This is a genomic window from Dietzia sp. IBK-p2-15D (assembly GCF_057773105.1).
Window position 1 is genome coordinate 69124 of sequence record NZ_JBYMTK010000012.1, and the last position, 14081, is coordinate 83204.

12 protein-coding genes are annotated in these 14081 nt (G+C 70.9%); 7 read left to right on the top strand and 5 right to left on the bottom strand.

Translation table 11 applies throughout. The features are described from left to right. Positions 1-13: 13 nt before the first annotated feature. The 4 genes from AC3DEV_RS14745 to AC3DEV_RS14760 all read right to left on the bottom strand — a co-directional run bounded on the left by AC3DEV_RS14745 (position 14) and on the right by AC3DEV_RS14760 (position 4970). Positions 14-433 carry a DUF732 domain-containing protein gene (locus AC3DEV_RS14745; protein WP_363426479.1) on the bottom strand — a complete coding sequence of 140 codons (420 nt, stop codon included), beginning with the start codon at positions 431-433 and terminating at the stop codon, positions 14-16. Beyond that, on the bottom strand, positions 430-2826 hold the full coding sequence (locus AC3DEV_RS14750) for a HelD family protein (RefSeq protein ID WP_488372567.1): 2397 nt from the start codon (positions 2824-2826) through the stop codon (positions 430-432). The genes AC3DEV_RS14745 and AC3DEV_RS14750 overlap by 4 nt, the downstream gene beginning before the upstream one ends. A gap of 167 nt (positions 2827-2993) precedes the next feature. Continuing rightward, complete coding sequence (locus tag AC3DEV_RS14755) at positions 2994-4073, bottom strand: DoxX family protein (RefSeq protein WP_488372568.1); 1080 nt, start codon at positions 4071-4073, stop codon at positions 2994-2996. A gap of 195 nt (positions 4074-4268) precedes the next feature. Further along, positions 4269-4970 (bottom strand): MBL fold metallo-hydrolase, encoded by a 702-nt coding sequence (locus tag AC3DEV_RS14760; protein WP_472982670.1) that lies wholly within the window; start codon positions 4968-4970, stop codon positions 4269-4271. A 148-nt stretch (positions 4971-5118) separates the two neighbouring features. On the opposite strand from AC3DEV_RS14760, the gene uvrA reads away from it, so the two are divergent. Then, complete coding sequence (uvrA, locus tag AC3DEV_RS14765) at positions 5119-8199, top strand: excinuclease ABC subunit UvrA (protein WP_488372569.1); 3081 nt, start codon at positions 5119-5121, stop codon at positions 8197-8199. Positions 8200-8276: 77 nt separating this feature from the next. On the opposite strand, the gene AC3DEV_RS14770 is transcribed toward uvrA, so the two are convergent. Beyond that, positions 8277-8678, bottom strand: a complete 402-nt coding sequence (locus AC3DEV_RS14770; protein ID WP_069390177.1) for a DUF1844 domain-containing protein — start codon at positions 8676-8678, stop codon at positions 8277-8279. A gap of 353 nt (positions 8679-9031) precedes the next feature. On the opposite strand from AC3DEV_RS14770, the gene infC reads away from it, so the two are divergent. From infC to pheS, 6 genes are all read left to right on the top strand, one after another. Further along, complete coding sequence (gene infC / locus AC3DEV_RS14775) at positions 9032-9616, top strand: translation initiation factor IF-3 (protein ID WP_082923789.1); 585 nt, start codon at positions 9032-9034, stop codon at positions 9614-9616. A gap of 92 nt (positions 9617-9708) precedes the next feature. Continuing rightward, on the top strand, positions 9709-9903 hold the full coding sequence (rpmI, locus tag AC3DEV_RS14780) for a 50S ribosomal protein L35 (protein ID WP_007630819.1): 195 nt from the start codon (positions 9709-9711) through the stop codon (positions 9901-9903). A gap of 69 nt (positions 9904-9972) precedes the next feature. Continuing rightward, on the top strand, positions 9973-10353 hold the full coding sequence (rplT, locus tag AC3DEV_RS14785) for a 50S ribosomal protein L20 (protein ID WP_007630820.1): 381 nt from the start codon (positions 9973-9975) through the stop codon (positions 10351-10353). Positions 10354-10363: 10 nt separating this feature from the next. Beyond that, entirely contained in the window at positions 10364-11227 is an 864-nt protein-coding gene (locus AC3DEV_RS14790) for a TrmH family RNA methyltransferase (protein ID WP_301162692.1), read from the top strand. Next, the gene (locus AC3DEV_RS14795; protein ID WP_488372570.1) at positions 11224-12885 is read left to right on the top strand and encodes an ABC-F family ATP-binding cassette domain-containing protein; all 1662 of its coding nucleotides are present in this window, start codon (positions 11224-11226) and stop codon (positions 12883-12885) included. The genes AC3DEV_RS14790 and AC3DEV_RS14795 overlap by 4 nt, the downstream gene beginning before the upstream one ends. Before the next feature lie 120 nt (positions 12886-13005). Next, positions 13006-14055, top strand: a complete 1050-nt coding sequence (gene pheS, locus AC3DEV_RS14800; protein WP_120285900.1) for a phenylalanine--tRNA ligase subunit alpha — start codon at positions 13006-13008, stop codon at positions 14053-14055. Positions 14056-14081 lie beyond the last annotated feature (26 nt).

Genomic DNA, 14081 nt, shown 5'->3' on the forward strand with positions numbered 1-14081 from the left:
GCGGCCGCCGGGGTCAGTGGCAGAGGTGGGTCCGGCTCGCATCGACGATCGCCCGACCCACCTCGGCGGTGTCGAGGTCCGGATTCTGGGCCGCGATCGCGCTGGTGAGCGGGCGGATTCGTTCGAGGATCGTCTCGTCGTCCGCGCCGTCGGCGATCCCCCCACAGATGCCGGCGCCCACCTCGATGGTGGTGACGGCGGTCATCTCGGTGGGGAGACCGAATCCGGACAGTTCTGCGAGGAACTCCTGCTCGTCGTCGGTCCGCGGGTCGGGCCTGTCCCGGGCCCCGGTCTGTGCGGAGGTCACGGGTCGGGGCTCGGCGACGGCGGACACACTGTCGACCGGGGCCTCCGCCCGGGTGCCGCACCCGCCGGCCGCCGCGACCGCGACGAGGGCCGAGGCCGCCAGCACGCGCGATCGGGTGTGGGTCATGCGGTGAGCTCCTGTGCGCTGTCGTCGAGACGGTCCCGTATACCCGAGAGTAGCGGGCCGAAGCCGCCGGGCTGGACCAGGATGAGTTCCTGGGTCGCCCGGGTGGCGCCGACGTACAGGTCCTGCATCCCCTGGGGCGAGCGCGCCAGGACGCGTTCGGGGTCCACCACCACGACCACGTCGAACTCCAGCCCCTTGGCCAACGCCAGCGGCAACACCGATGTGCCCGGCCGGGCAAGTTCGGCGGCCTCGTGGACCGCGGGATAACCGGCGCCGGCGAGTTCGTCGTCGTCGTCTCGACGGGAGTCCTCGTCGCCGCCGGGGTCGGGCACCAGTACCGCCACCGCCCGCTCCGACGGCACCGCCGCGACCTCCTCGGCGACCGCCTGCGCCACCGAACGACCGTCCGGCTCGAGCCACGCGACCGGCCGTCGCCCCGCGCGCACCGTCCGCGGCGACGACGCGGCCGGGTCGATCTCGGCGAGCAGCAGCTCGGCCACGGCGGAGATGGTCTCCGGGGTGCGGTAGTTCACGGTCAGCTCGGACAGCACCCACCGGTCGTCCACGTACGGCGACAGGGCATCGGCCCACGAGTCGATGCCCGCCGGGCTCGAGGTCTGGGCGACGTCACCGACGAGGGTCATCCACCGGTTGGGGGAGCGGCGCATGAGCACCCGCCACGCCATGGTGGACAGCTCCTGGGCCTCGTCGACGATCACGTGCCCGAACGCCCACGTCCGGTCCGCGCCGGCCCGGTCCGCCACGGTGAGATCGGAGTCCTCGCTGTGGCGGCGTGCCAGGGACTCGGCGTCGACGACGTCGTAGGCCATGAGCACCTCCGGATCGAGGTCGTCCTCGATGTCCTGCACGGCCGAACCCGTGAGGATCTCGAGAGCCTCCTCCGCCTGTCGGACCTGCTCCGCCCACGCGCGGTCCGCCTCGCTGCCATCGGCGGTCGGGTCCTCGCCGAGGAGTTCCGCGAGCTCGTCCAGCAGCGGTACATCCGCCACCGAGAACGCGGCGCCGTTCTCCCGGAAGAGCGCATCCTGGTCCTCCGCGACGTAGTCACCCGCCGCCTCGGCGATCCGGTCGCGGCTCGACAGCAGGTCGGCGAGGAGTTGCTCGGGCCGTAGCACCGGCCACCACCCGTCGATCGCCTCGGCGACCTCGCGGGAGGCCTCGACCTCACGGCGGAGTTCCGCCCGGTCATCCGCGTCCAACAGGGGGCGGGCGGGGTCGCCGAGATCGCCGACACCGTCGCCGTCCGGCGACCACGCCTCGTCCTCCGCCCGCCCGACCGGGTCGGTGAGCGCGGAGACGTACTGCTCGGTGAGGGCGTCGATGATCCGCGTCGCGAACGCGTCGCGGGATTGGTTGTGGGGTCGCCGGGTCATCCGTCCCCGCCCCCGCGCCGCCCGCACCGTCGCCGGGGTCAGTGTCAGATCGTGTCCCTCGACCCGCACCACGACGTCGGCCTCCGGGGCGAGCTGGCGGGCCCGCACCGCGGCCTTGAGGATTCCCACCATCTCGCCGGAGCCCTTGACCTCCTCGCCGCGCAGGGTCTCCGGTCCCGTGGCCCGGACGCCCGGATAGAGATCGGCGAGCGTGCGCAGGACCACCCCCGACTCGCCGAGGGACGGCAGCACGCGCGCGATGTAGTCGAGGAACCGCGCATTGGGTCCGACGATGAGCACTCCGCTGCGGTCCAACCGTTGCCGGTGCGTGTAGAGGAGGTAGGCGGCGCGATGCAGCGCCACGGCGGTCTTTCCGGTTCCCGGGCCGCCCTGGACCACCAGGACGCCGGAGTGCGGGTTCCGGATGATCTCGTCCTGCTCCCGCTGGATGGTGGCCACGATGTCCGTCATGTGGGCGGAACGGGCGGTGTCCAGCGCCTCGAGAAGAGCGGATTCGCCCACCACGTCGTCGTGGTCCTCGGGGAGCTCACCGTCTTCCGGAGCCGTGAGGTACTCGTCGTGGATCCCGATCACCCGGCGACCGATCGTCCGCAGGTGACGGCGCCGGTGAGCGCCCTCCGGCCGGGCGGTCGTCGCCAGGTAGAAGGGTCGGCTGTGGTCGGCGCGCCAGTCGAGGAGCAGCGTCGTGAGGTCGTCGTCGTCGTCGCGGAGACCCACGCGCCCGATCCGGCGCACCTCGCCGTCCCCCATGTCCAACCGGCCGAAGTACAGGCCCAGATTGGCGGCGCTGAACGCCGCGAGCTCGGAGGTGTAGAGCCGGGCGAACGACTCCCGTTCCGACCGCGCCTGCGGGGTGCCGCCCGACCCGCGCAGGACGGCGTCCAGGCGCGCACGCGTGTCCGCCCGCAACTCCTCGAGGCGATCGAGGAGGCGGCCGAGGTGACGTTGTTCCTCGTCGACGGCGTCGTGTCCCGTCACGGGCGCTCCTTCCGGGGTCTGCGTGGTCGGTTCGGGCAGGATGACCAGGCTACCGGGAACCGCGACGGGTGCTCTGACGACGACGACCCCGCCCGGGTGGGGGCGGGGTCGTCGGGAGGCGGTGTGGCCGCCGGCGGTAGTCCGGGGGCGGTGGCCCGCCCCGGTCGTCAGGGACGGATGACGTCGGCGGCCTTCGCGCGGACCTCGTCCGTCATCTTCTTGGCCTCGGAGGCCTTCTTGCCGGCCTCCTTCTCGAACCGGGCGGACTTCTTCCTGGCGTCCTTGCCGGCGCGGGCCGCCTTCTTGCGGGCGTCCTTCTGCGCGTCCTTCTTCTTGGCCTGTGCGGCCTTGCGGGCCTCCTCGGCCCGGACCGCGGCGAGTCGGGTGGCGACACCGGCCTGGTCGCGGACCTGCGCGGTGTAGGGCCGGGCCTCGTCGGCCGCTGCGTGGGCCACGGCGCCCGCCTGCTCGCGGACCTGGGCGGCGATCGGGGCGGCCTGCTCCCGGGCGGTGGCCGCGCGATCCCGCACGCGAGCGGCGACCACCGGCGCGGTGTCACGCACGACCCCGGCGAAGCCGGACGCCTGGTCACGCACCTGATCGGCGACCTCCGGGGCCTTCGCCCGCACGGTGTCGGCCACCTCGGGAGCCTTGTCGCGCACGACGTCCGCCGCGCCACGCGCCTGATCGGCCACGGTGTGTGCGACACCGGCGAGCGCCGCACCGGCGGCCGCGGACTCGGCCTTCGCCCCGGGCAGCTTCGCGGCCACCTTGTCGCCGGCCTTCCGGGCGCGCCAGGCCACCCCGGGCTGTCCGGCGGTGTCGACCGAGGCGAGGATGAGCCCGCCGAGGAGCGCCACGTCGGTCGCCAGACCGGTGGTCTTGCGACTGCGGGCGTCCTTGTCGGACTCCATCCAGAACGCGTGGCGGCTGACGGTCGAGGGCACGTGGGCGGCGGTGAGCGCGAGCGCCGACAGGCGGGGGGCCTTGCCCAGCGCGAACAGGACGCCCGCGCCGATCTTGACCCCGGCGAGCGCCTTGACGAGCGTCTCGGTGTCCTTGGGGACGGGCGGCACCGATGCGGAGACCGCCTCGTTCACCGCCTGCTCGCCCTTCTCCACCAGCGGGGTGGCCTTGTCGACGAGCGGCGCCGCGTCGGCGATATGGGCCTGCGGATTGCGAAGCGTCTCAACGCCGTCGATGACGAACACCGTGGCGAGCATGGGTCGTGCGAGTCGTCGGATCATCGTTCCTCCTGGATAGGTGGGAGTGCGTGGTCGAACCTAGTCCGAACCCGGTGAGGGCGCCTCCGGTCGCGAGACGGGGCGGCCGGTGGACGGACGGTCACCGGGGGAGTGTGCTGCGGTGATCGCACACCGAGGCGGTTTGATAACGATTGGGTGTCGGCACGCCGGGCGATGGGCACAGGGTCCCCGTCGCCGTCACCACCCGCGCTCCCGCCACTCGCCCAGATGTGGCCGCTCGGCGCCGATGGTGGTGTCGTCCCCGTGGCCGGGATGGACCACGACGTCGTCGTCGAGGACGTCGAAGACCCGCGCCTCGAGGTCGTCCATCAGCGAGGCGAACTCGGCTGCCGAGCCCGTCTTCCCGGGCCCGCCCGGGAAGAGGGAGTCCCCGGAGAACAGGTGGGTGCCCGCGTCGGTGCGCAGCACGAGTGCGACGCCGTCCGGAGTGTGACCCCGCAGGCCGATCACCTCCAGCCGGAGGTCGCCGACCACGAGCTCGTCGCCGTGCGCGACATGGCGGTCGGTGGGCACGTCGATGCCCCCGGCGTCGCCGGGGGAGGCGATGGTGGTCAGGCCGAGGGCAGCGACGGTCTCGGCGAGACCGATCCAGTGGTCGGCGTGGAGGTGCGTGGTGAGCACCTCCGTGACCCCGGGTGCGCGGTCCCGTAGATGGGAAATTAGTTGCGGCGCGTCGTTGGCCGCGTCGACGAGCAGTACCTCGCCCGTCTCGGTCGACTCGATCACGTAGACGTTGTTGTCCATCTCGCCGACCGAGATCTTGGTCAGCCGTGCGGGGCCCACGGTCCAGCGCTCGCCGGTCAGTCGGCCGCCCGTGCGGCCGGAGTAGCCCTCGGTGAGGGTGATGCGGTCGGGTAGTGACTCGGTGGGATTCGACATAACGGCAGGCTACCGACGTCGGGCGCGGTCGGTGGCCGGAAGCGTGTCGTACTACGTTGGTACCTTCGTCTGCGGGAACGGCAGCCATGCGGCAGGTGCGGCTTTCGCCACGGAGACGTGGCGGCCTCCCGACTCGGAAGGAGAACCCATGGTGGACCGTCTGGTCGTCCGCGGCGCACGGGAGCACAACCTCAAGGGCGTGGATATCGACGTCCCCCGCGACTCGCTGATCGTGTTCACCGGACTGTCAGGGTCCGGCAAGTCCTCGCTGGCGTTCGACACCATCTTCGCCGAGGGCCAGCGCCGCTACGTCGAGTCGCTGTCCTCCTATGCCCGGATGTTCCTCGGGCAGATGGACAAGCCGGACGTCGACTTCATCGAGGGGCTGTCCCCGGCCGTGTCGATCGACCAGAAGTCGACCAACCGTAATCCCCGCTCGACCGTCGGCACGATCACCGAGGTGCACGACTATCTGCGCCTGCTCTACGCCCGCGCCGGGGTTCCGCACTGTCCCACCTGCGGGGAGGTGATATCCCGTCAGACCCCGCAGCAGATCGTCGACCAGATCCTGGAGGGCGAGGAGGGTGCCCGGTTCCAGGTGCTCGCCCCCGTCGTCCGGACACGCAAGGGCGAGTTCGTCGACCTCTTCGCCCAGCTCGCCGCCGACGGTTACAGCCGTGTGCGGGTGGACGGCGAGCTGCACACGCTCGCCGAGCCGCCCGTCCTGAAGAAGCAGGAGAAGCACGATATCGAGGTGGTCGTGGACCGACTGGCGGCAAAGCCGTCCTCACGGCAGCGGCTCACCGACTCCGTGGAGACCGCTCTGGGGCTGGCGGACGGCGTGATCGTGATCGAGTACGTCGACCTCGACGACTCCGACCCCGCCCGGCACCGCAGGTTCTCCGAGCACATGGCCTGCCCGAACGGACACCCGATCGCGCTGGACGACATGGAGCCCCGCGCGTTCTCGTTCAACAACCCCTACGGGGCCTGCCCCGTGTGCGACGGTCTCGGCTCCCACCTCGAGGTGGATCCGGACCTGGTCGTTCCCGACCCCGAGCGGTCGCTCGCCGACGGCGCGATCGCACCATGGTCGGGTGGCCAGAGCGCCGACTACTTCCAGCAGTTGCTGACCGGCCTGGCCGGGGACATGGGCTTCGACCTCCGGACCCCGTGGCAGGACCTGCCCGCGAAGGTGCGCAAGGCCGTGATGGGCGGCGCCCCCACCAAGGTCCGGGTGCAGTACCGCAACCGGTTCGGCCGCGTCCGGACCTACGACGCCAAGTTCGAGGGCGTGATGTCGTTCCTCAAGCGTCGCCTGGACCAGACCGAATCGGAGTCGCAGAAGGAGCGCTACCAGGGTTACATGCGCGAGGTGCCGTGCCCGGGATGCGACGGCACGAGGCTCAAGCCCGAGATCCTCGCCGTCACTCTCGCCGGCCCCGGGGGCACGGAGCGTTCGATCGCCGACATCAGCCGCATGTCCGTGGAGGACTGTGCTGCGTTCCTGGACGGGCTCGAACTCGACTCACGCCAGGCGATGATCGCCGGTCGTGTCCTCAAGGAGATCCAGGCACGGATGGGCTTCCTGCTCGACGTGGGGCTGGACTACCTGTCGCTCGACCGCGTCGCCGGCAGCCTGTCCGGTGGCGAGGCCCAGCGAATCCGCCTGGCCACGCAGATCGGATCCGGTCTCGCGGGCGTCCTCTACGTCCTGGACGAACCGTCCATCGGTCTGCACCAGCGGGACAACCGGCGACTGATCGACACCCTCGTCCGGCTGCGCGACCTCGGTAACACGTTGCTGGTGGTGGAGCACGACGAGGACACCATCCGTTCGGCGGACTGGATCGTCGACATCGGGCCGCTCGCCGGTGAGCACGGGGGCCGGGTCGTGCACTCGGGCGACTACAAGGGGTTGTTGGCCAACTCCGAATCGCTGACCGGCGACTACCTCGCCGGGCGTCGTCAGATCGCCATCCCGGACAAGCGGCGCGCGCCGAGCCCCGACAAGCGTCTGCACGTGAAGGGCGCCCGGGAGAACAACCTCAAGAACGTCGACGTGGTCTTCCCCGGCGGCGTGCTGTGCGCGGTCACCGGCGTCTCCGGCTCGGGCAAGTCCACCCTGGTCAACGACATCCTCGCGACCTCGCTGGCCAATCAGCTCAACCGGGCCCGGCAGGTGCCCGGCCGGCACTCCCGGATCGACGGCGTGGACGGGTTCGACAAGCTCGTCCAGGTGGACCAGTCGCCGATCGGTCGTACCCCGCGCTCCAACCCCGCCACCTACACCGGCGTGTTCGACAAGATCCGCACCCTCTTCGCCGCCACCACCGAGGCCAAGGTCCGCGGGTACAAGCAGGGCCGGTTCTCGTTCAACGTCAAGGGTGGGCGCTGCGAGGCCTGCCAAGGTGACGGGACGTTGAAGATCGAGATGAACTTCCTGCCGGACGTCTACGTGCCGTGCGAGGTGTGCCACGGGGCGCGGTACAACCGCGAGACCCTGGAGGTGCACTACAAGGGCAAGACCATCGCCGAGGTGCTGGACATGCCCATCGAGGAGGCGTGCGAGTTCTTCGAGCCGATCACCTCGATCCATCGCTACCTCAAGACCCTCACCGAGGTGGGGCTCGGATACGTGCGGTTGGGTCAACCCGCCCCCACGCTCTCGGGTGGTGAGGCCCAGCGCGTCAAACTGGCTGCCGAACTGCAGAAGCGGTCGAGCGGACGGACGGTGTACATCCTCGACGAGCCGACCACCGGCCTGCATTTCGAAGACATCACCAAACTGCTGTTGGTGATCCAGGGGCTGGTCGACAAGGGCAATACGGTGATCGTGATCGAGCACAACCTCGACGTGATCAAGAGCGCCGACTGGGTCATCGACATGGGGCCCGAGGGCGGTGCCGGGGGTGGCTCGGTCGTGGCCGAAGGCACCCCGGAGCAGGTGGCGACCGTACCCGAGAGTCATACCGGCCGTTTCCTGGCCGAAGTGCTCCCCGGGGTGGTCGACGGGGCGGACGAGGACGCGAGGGCGTCCGCGGTCGCAGAGGAGGCGCCGGAGAGCAAGGCGCCGACGAGGAAGACGCCGGCGAAGAAGGCGGCCACCACGAAGAACCGGGCCTCGAGGAAGCAAGCCGAGAAGACAGCCGAAGCGGGGTCCGCGGCGTCCGCGACGGCCAAGAAGACCGCTGCGAAGGCAGCGCGTAAGGCGCGCGCCCTACGCTGACGGCTTCCCGGCCCGGGGCGGCAATCCCCGGGCCGGGGCCCGTCGGGTCAGCGCGGCGCGGTCAGGAGGCGGCGCGGTCAGTAGACAGGGCCGGTGAACTTCTCGCCGGGGCCCTCGCCGGGCTCATCGGGGTACGCGCTGGCCTCGCGGAACGCGCGCTGCAGCCCCTGTAGGCCGTCCTTGACGACCCGGGCCTGCGGCCCCAGGTGTTCGGCCGACCCGGCCACCAGGCCGGCGAGGGCCGTGATGAGTTTGCGGGACTCGTCGAGATCCAACCGCGGGCTGGCAGAGGGGTCGTCGTCGGAGAGCCCCAGTTTCTCGGCAGCGGCACTCATGAGGACGACGATCGAACGGAAGATGATCTCCTGTGCGGAGACGTCCGCCAGATCGACGACCTCGACCTCGCGGGCGTCGAGGTGCCCCTCGAGCAGGTTCTCGGCGGCGGCCTGGTCGGTGGAGGCGGGCTGGTCGGTGGTCATGCCGAACACTGTCCCACGGACCGGTCGATATCGTGTCGCCAGCCACCGGTTTGGGGGCAACGCCGGCTACTGGTACAGTCAACTCTCGACTGTGGGAACCCGCTACGTAGTGGGTTCCATCGTCCAAGAGGAGCCCGATCTCCCACCATCCGACGCCGGAAGGCAGTTTGATGGTCACCACCCCGACGAGGGGCCGCGAGCGATCGCGGACGTCTCGTCGTCGACGGGTGAGGAGTGAGAGGCCCCCGGCATCCCTGCCGTGGGGCCTTCTCGGTTTCACCGGTGTACCCGGTGCGGCCCGGGGTCCCTCGAGGGCGGATGCGCGACCGCGCCAGTGGTCGTGACAGAGCACCATCTACCGAGGAGGGCCCATCAGCGCCGAAGCACGTATCAACGAACGAATCCGTGTCCCCGAAGTCCGACTCGTCGGCCCCGGGGGCGAGCAGGTGGGGATCGTTCGCGTCGAGGATGCACTTCGTCTGGCCCTGGAGGCCGATCTGGACCTCGTCGAGGTCGCGCCCACCGCGCGCCCGCCGGTCTGCAAGATCATGGACTACGGAAAGTTCAAGTACGAGGCGGCGCAGAAAGAGCGCGAGTCGCGGAAGAACCAGCAGCAGACCGTGGTCAAGGAGCAGAAGCTTCGTCCGAAGATCGATACCCACGACTACGAGACCAAGAAGGGGAACGTCGTCCGTTTCCTGGAGAAGGGCTCCAAGGTCAAGGTCACGATCATGTTCCGCGGACGTGAGCAGTCCCGTCCCGAGCTGGGCTTCCGTCTGCTCCAGCGCCTGGCGGACGACATCACCGAGTACGGATACGTGGAGACCAGCGCCAAGCAGGACGGCCGCAACATGACCATGGTCGTCGCCCCCCACAAGGGCGCCAAGACCCGCGCCAAGGCGCAGGAGTCCAAGGTCACGGACCCCGCTTCCGAATAGGCCCTCCGCCGCCCAGACCACGGACGCCCGACGTCCGCACACCCGAGGTCCCACCGGGCCTTCCGGGACGAACCATGTGAGGAAGACCGATCATGCCGAAGATGAAGACCCACAAGGGCACCGCCAAGCGCTTCCGGAAGACCGGAACCGGCAAGCTGGTCCGCCAGCAGGCCAACCGTCGCCACATCATGGAGAAGAAGCCCACCAAGCGCACCCGTCGCCTCGACGGCCGTACGGATGTCGCCCCGGCCGACGTCCCCCGCATCAAGCGGCTTCTCGGGCTCTGAGCCCTCCCACCTTCGAAGAAACTTCCGGTCGCCCACGAGCGACCGACCCAAACCAGTGAGGATTGATCAGTGGCACGCGTGAAGAGGGCAGTCAACGCCCAGAAGAAGCGTCGGACCGTACTCGAGTCCACCAAGGGCTACCGCGGACAGCGCTCGCGGCTGTACCGCAAGGCTAAGGAGCAGATGCTCCACTCGATGACCTACAGCTACCGCGATCGTCGTGCGCGCAAGGGCGACTTCCGCAAGCTGTGGATCTCCCGCATCAACGCCGCGGCCCGCGCCAACGACATGACGTACAACCGCTTCGTCCAGGGCCTCAAGCTCGCCGGCGTCGAGGTCGACCGCAAGGTCCTCGCGGACCTCGCCGTCACCGACCCGGCCGCCTTCACGGCGCTGGTCGAGGTCGCGCGCAAGGCGCTGCCGGCCGACGTCAACGCTCCGGCTGCCTGACACCCGCGAATTGACGAACACTCCGCCCGAACAGGGCACGGGACGACCCGCGGATCCGTTCACCGAACGGACCCCGCGGGTCGTTTCCGCATCCAAGCTCCACCGCGCCGCCGCCAGGCGTAAGGCCGGCCGGTTCCTCGCCGAGGGGACCAACTCGGTCGAGGCGGCGGTGGCCACCGGCGTCGCGGTCGAGATCTTCTGCACCGCCGACGCACTCGACCGGTTCGCCGGCCTGGTCGACGCAGCCCGTTCCGCCGGGATCCCGGTGTCCGTGGCGACCGACCGGGCCCTGAAGGGACTCTCGGACACGGTCACCCCCACGGGCATCGTCGCGCTGTGCCGCGCCGTGGCGCGCACGGCGACCGGGGATCCCGTCGCCGACGGGCCCGCGGCCGGGACCGAACCGCAGCCCCGGTTGGTCGCCGTCGGCCAGGCGCTGTCCGAACCCGGCAACGTCGGCACCCTGGTCCGCGTCGCGGACGCGCTCGGGGCCGACGCGGTCTGGCTCACCGAGGGCGCGGCCGACCCGGAGAATCCCAAGGCGGTCCGGGCGTCCGCCGGCAGCCTGTTCCATTTCCCCGTCGTGCGGGGGATCGCCGAGGACCACCTGATCGACCGGGCGCACCGGGCGGGCCTGCAGGTGGCGGTCGCCGACGCCCACGGAGAGGTGGACGTCGAGCGAGCGGATGACGTCCTCGCCGAGCCGACCGCGTGGATCTTCGGCAACGAGGCCCACGGGGTGCCCGAGCACCTCGCCGCGCGGGCGGATCTCCGCGTCCGCATCCCCATCCGTGGAAGGGCCGAGAGCCTGAACATCGTCACCGCCGCCTCCATCTGCCTCCACACGAGCGCCCGGCTGCTGGCGGGATCGTGACCGCGACCCTCACCGCCCGCGGATTCGGTGCCACCCGCGGGGCGCGGACCCTGTTCGACGGGCTCGACCTCGTCGTCGCACCCGGAGACGTCTGGGGTCTCACCGGACCCAACGGTGCCGGAAAATCCACCCTCCTCCACGCGCTGGCTGGCGACCCCGTCGCCGAGATGACCGGGCAGCTCACCCTCAGCCCGCCGGACGCCACGGTGGGCCTCCTCCGACAGGAGGTGGAGCGCGACGACGACGAGGTGGTCCGCGACTTCCTGCACCGCGTCACCGGCGTCGCGGACGCGCTCGAGCGGATGAACGCGCTGGCGGAGCAGATGGCGGACTCCGACTCCGCCGCGGGCGCCTATGGTGACGCACTGGAGCGCTGGCTGGCGCTCGGCGGTGGCGACCTCGACGAACGGATCCCCGTCATCGCAGCCCGGCTGGGGCTCGACGACACGGTCCCGGACCTGCCGATGTCGGCGCTCTCGGGAGGGCAGGCCGCGCGCGTGAACCTCGGCGCCGTGCTGCTCAGCCAGTACGACATCCTGCTGCTGGACGAGCCCACCAACGACCTCGACCTGGCGGGGTTGGCCGTCCTCGAGGAGTTCATGCAGGCCGAGCGGCGCCCGATGGTGGTGGTCAGCCACGACCGCGAGTTCCTGGCCAGGTGCGTCACCGGCATCGTCGAACTGGACTCGGCCCAGCAGCAGATCGCCGTGTTCGACGGCGGCTACGAGGCGTACCTCGCCGAACGGGCGCTGGCACGGCAACGGGCGCGCGACGCCTACGAGGAGTACGCGGGCCGGGTCGATCAGCTGAAGGACCGCGTGCAGACACAGAAATCCTGGCTGGACAAGGGCGTGCGCAACACGATGCGCAAGACCGGCGGCAAGGACGCGGAGCGCGACAAGCACATCCGGAACCGGGCGGGCCAGCGCTCCGAGAAGCAGGCCGCCAAGATCTCCCAGTCCGAGCGGGCGATGGAGCGCCTCGAGGTGGTCGCCGAACCCCGCAAGGAGTGGGAGCTGCAGATGGAGATCGCGACGGCGCCCCGCTCCGGTTCCGTGGTGGCCGTGCTCGCCGAGGCCGTCGTGCGCCGCGGCGACTTCGTCCTCGGCCCGGTGACCCTGCAGATCGATGCCGGGGACCGGATCCTCATCAGCGGCTCGAACGGCTCGGGCAAGACCACGCTGCTCGCCGCGATCACCGGGGAGCGGTCGGTCGACTCGGGCCGCGCGACCGTCGGGTCGGGGGTCCAGCCCGGGACGGTGGACCAGGCACGGACGGAGTTCGGCGGGCCGGACCCGCTGCTGGACACGTTCTGCGTCGCCGCCGACCCGGCCGGCCTCGACCCCACCGAGGCCCGCACCCTGCTCGCCAAGTTCGGGCTCGGTGGAGAGCACGTCGCCCGAGCCTGCGCGTCACTGTCACCGGGGGAGCGGACCCGTGCCGCGCTGGCCCTCCTGCAGCAGCGCGGGGTGAACCTGCTGGTGCTGGACGAGCCGACCAACCATCTGGACCTGCCGGCGATCGAGCAGCTCGAGCAGGCCGTGGACGCGTTCGGCGGCACGGTCCTGCTCATCACCCACGACCGGCGGATGCGGGACGCCTTCCGCGCGACCCGCGAGCTGCTGGTCGACGCCGGGTCGGTGCGGGAACGACACTGACGCGGCTCCCCCCCGGCCATCGCCGGGGGGAGCGGGGGCGGGACCGGGGATCGACTAGTCTTGGCCCCGATGCGGGGCGGTCGACGGAAGTCCGCCGTGACGGGGAGGACGAGGGCACCGGTGAGCGAAGACACAGGCGAGGTCCGGATCGACGAGGAGTCGCTGGCGCGGTACTCCGCGGACGCCGAGGCCGCGTTCGCCGCCGCGGCGGACCTCGAGGCGTTGGCCGCCGCCAAGACGGCGCACCTCGGTGACCGCAGCCCCATCGCACTGGGCCGCCGCACCCTCGGTTCGCTGCCCAAGGAGCAGAAGGCGTCCGCGGGCAAGGCCGTCAACGTGGCACGGACCCGGGTCCAGCAGGCGTACGACTCCCGCCTGGCCGAACTGCAGGCCGAGCGGGACGCCGCCGTCCTCGTGGCCGAGACGCTCGACCTGACGGTCCCGTCGGGGCGCGCGCCGGTGGGCGCGCAGCACCCCATCACCATCATCACCGAGCAGGTCGCGGACGTGTTCGTGGCCATGGGGTGGGAGATCACCGAGGGGCCCGAGGTCGAGGCGGAGCACTACAACTTCGACGCGCTCAACTTCCTTCCCGACCACCCGGCGCGCACCCTCCAGGACACCTTCCACATCGCGCCCGAGGGCAGCCGGCAGGTGTTGCGCACCCACACCTCGCCGGTGCAGATCCGCACCATGCTCGACCGGGAACCGCCCATCTACGTGGCGTGCCCCGGGCGCACGTTCCGCACCGATGAACTCGACGCCACCCACACCCCGGTGTTCCACCAGGTCGAGGGCCTGGCGATTGACAAGGGGCTGACCATGGCGCACCTGCGCGGTGCGCTCGACGCGTTCGCCCGCGCCCTGTTCGGTCCGGAGACCCGCACCCGGATGCGGCCCAACTACTTCCCGTTCACCGAGCCCTCCGCCGAGGTCGACGTGTGGTTCCCGCGCAAGAAGGGCGGCGCCGGCTGGGTCGAGTGGGGCGGCTGCGGGATGGTGCACCCCAACGTGCTGACGGCGTGCGGCATCGACCCCGAGGAGTACTCGGGCTTCGCGTTCGGCATGGGCCTGGAGCGCACCCTGCAGTTCCGCAACGGCCTGTCCGACATGCGCGACATGGTGGAGGGCGACGTCCGCTTCTCCCTGCCGTTCGGCATCCGCTCCTGACCCGCCGCATCCACCCCCACCCCAGA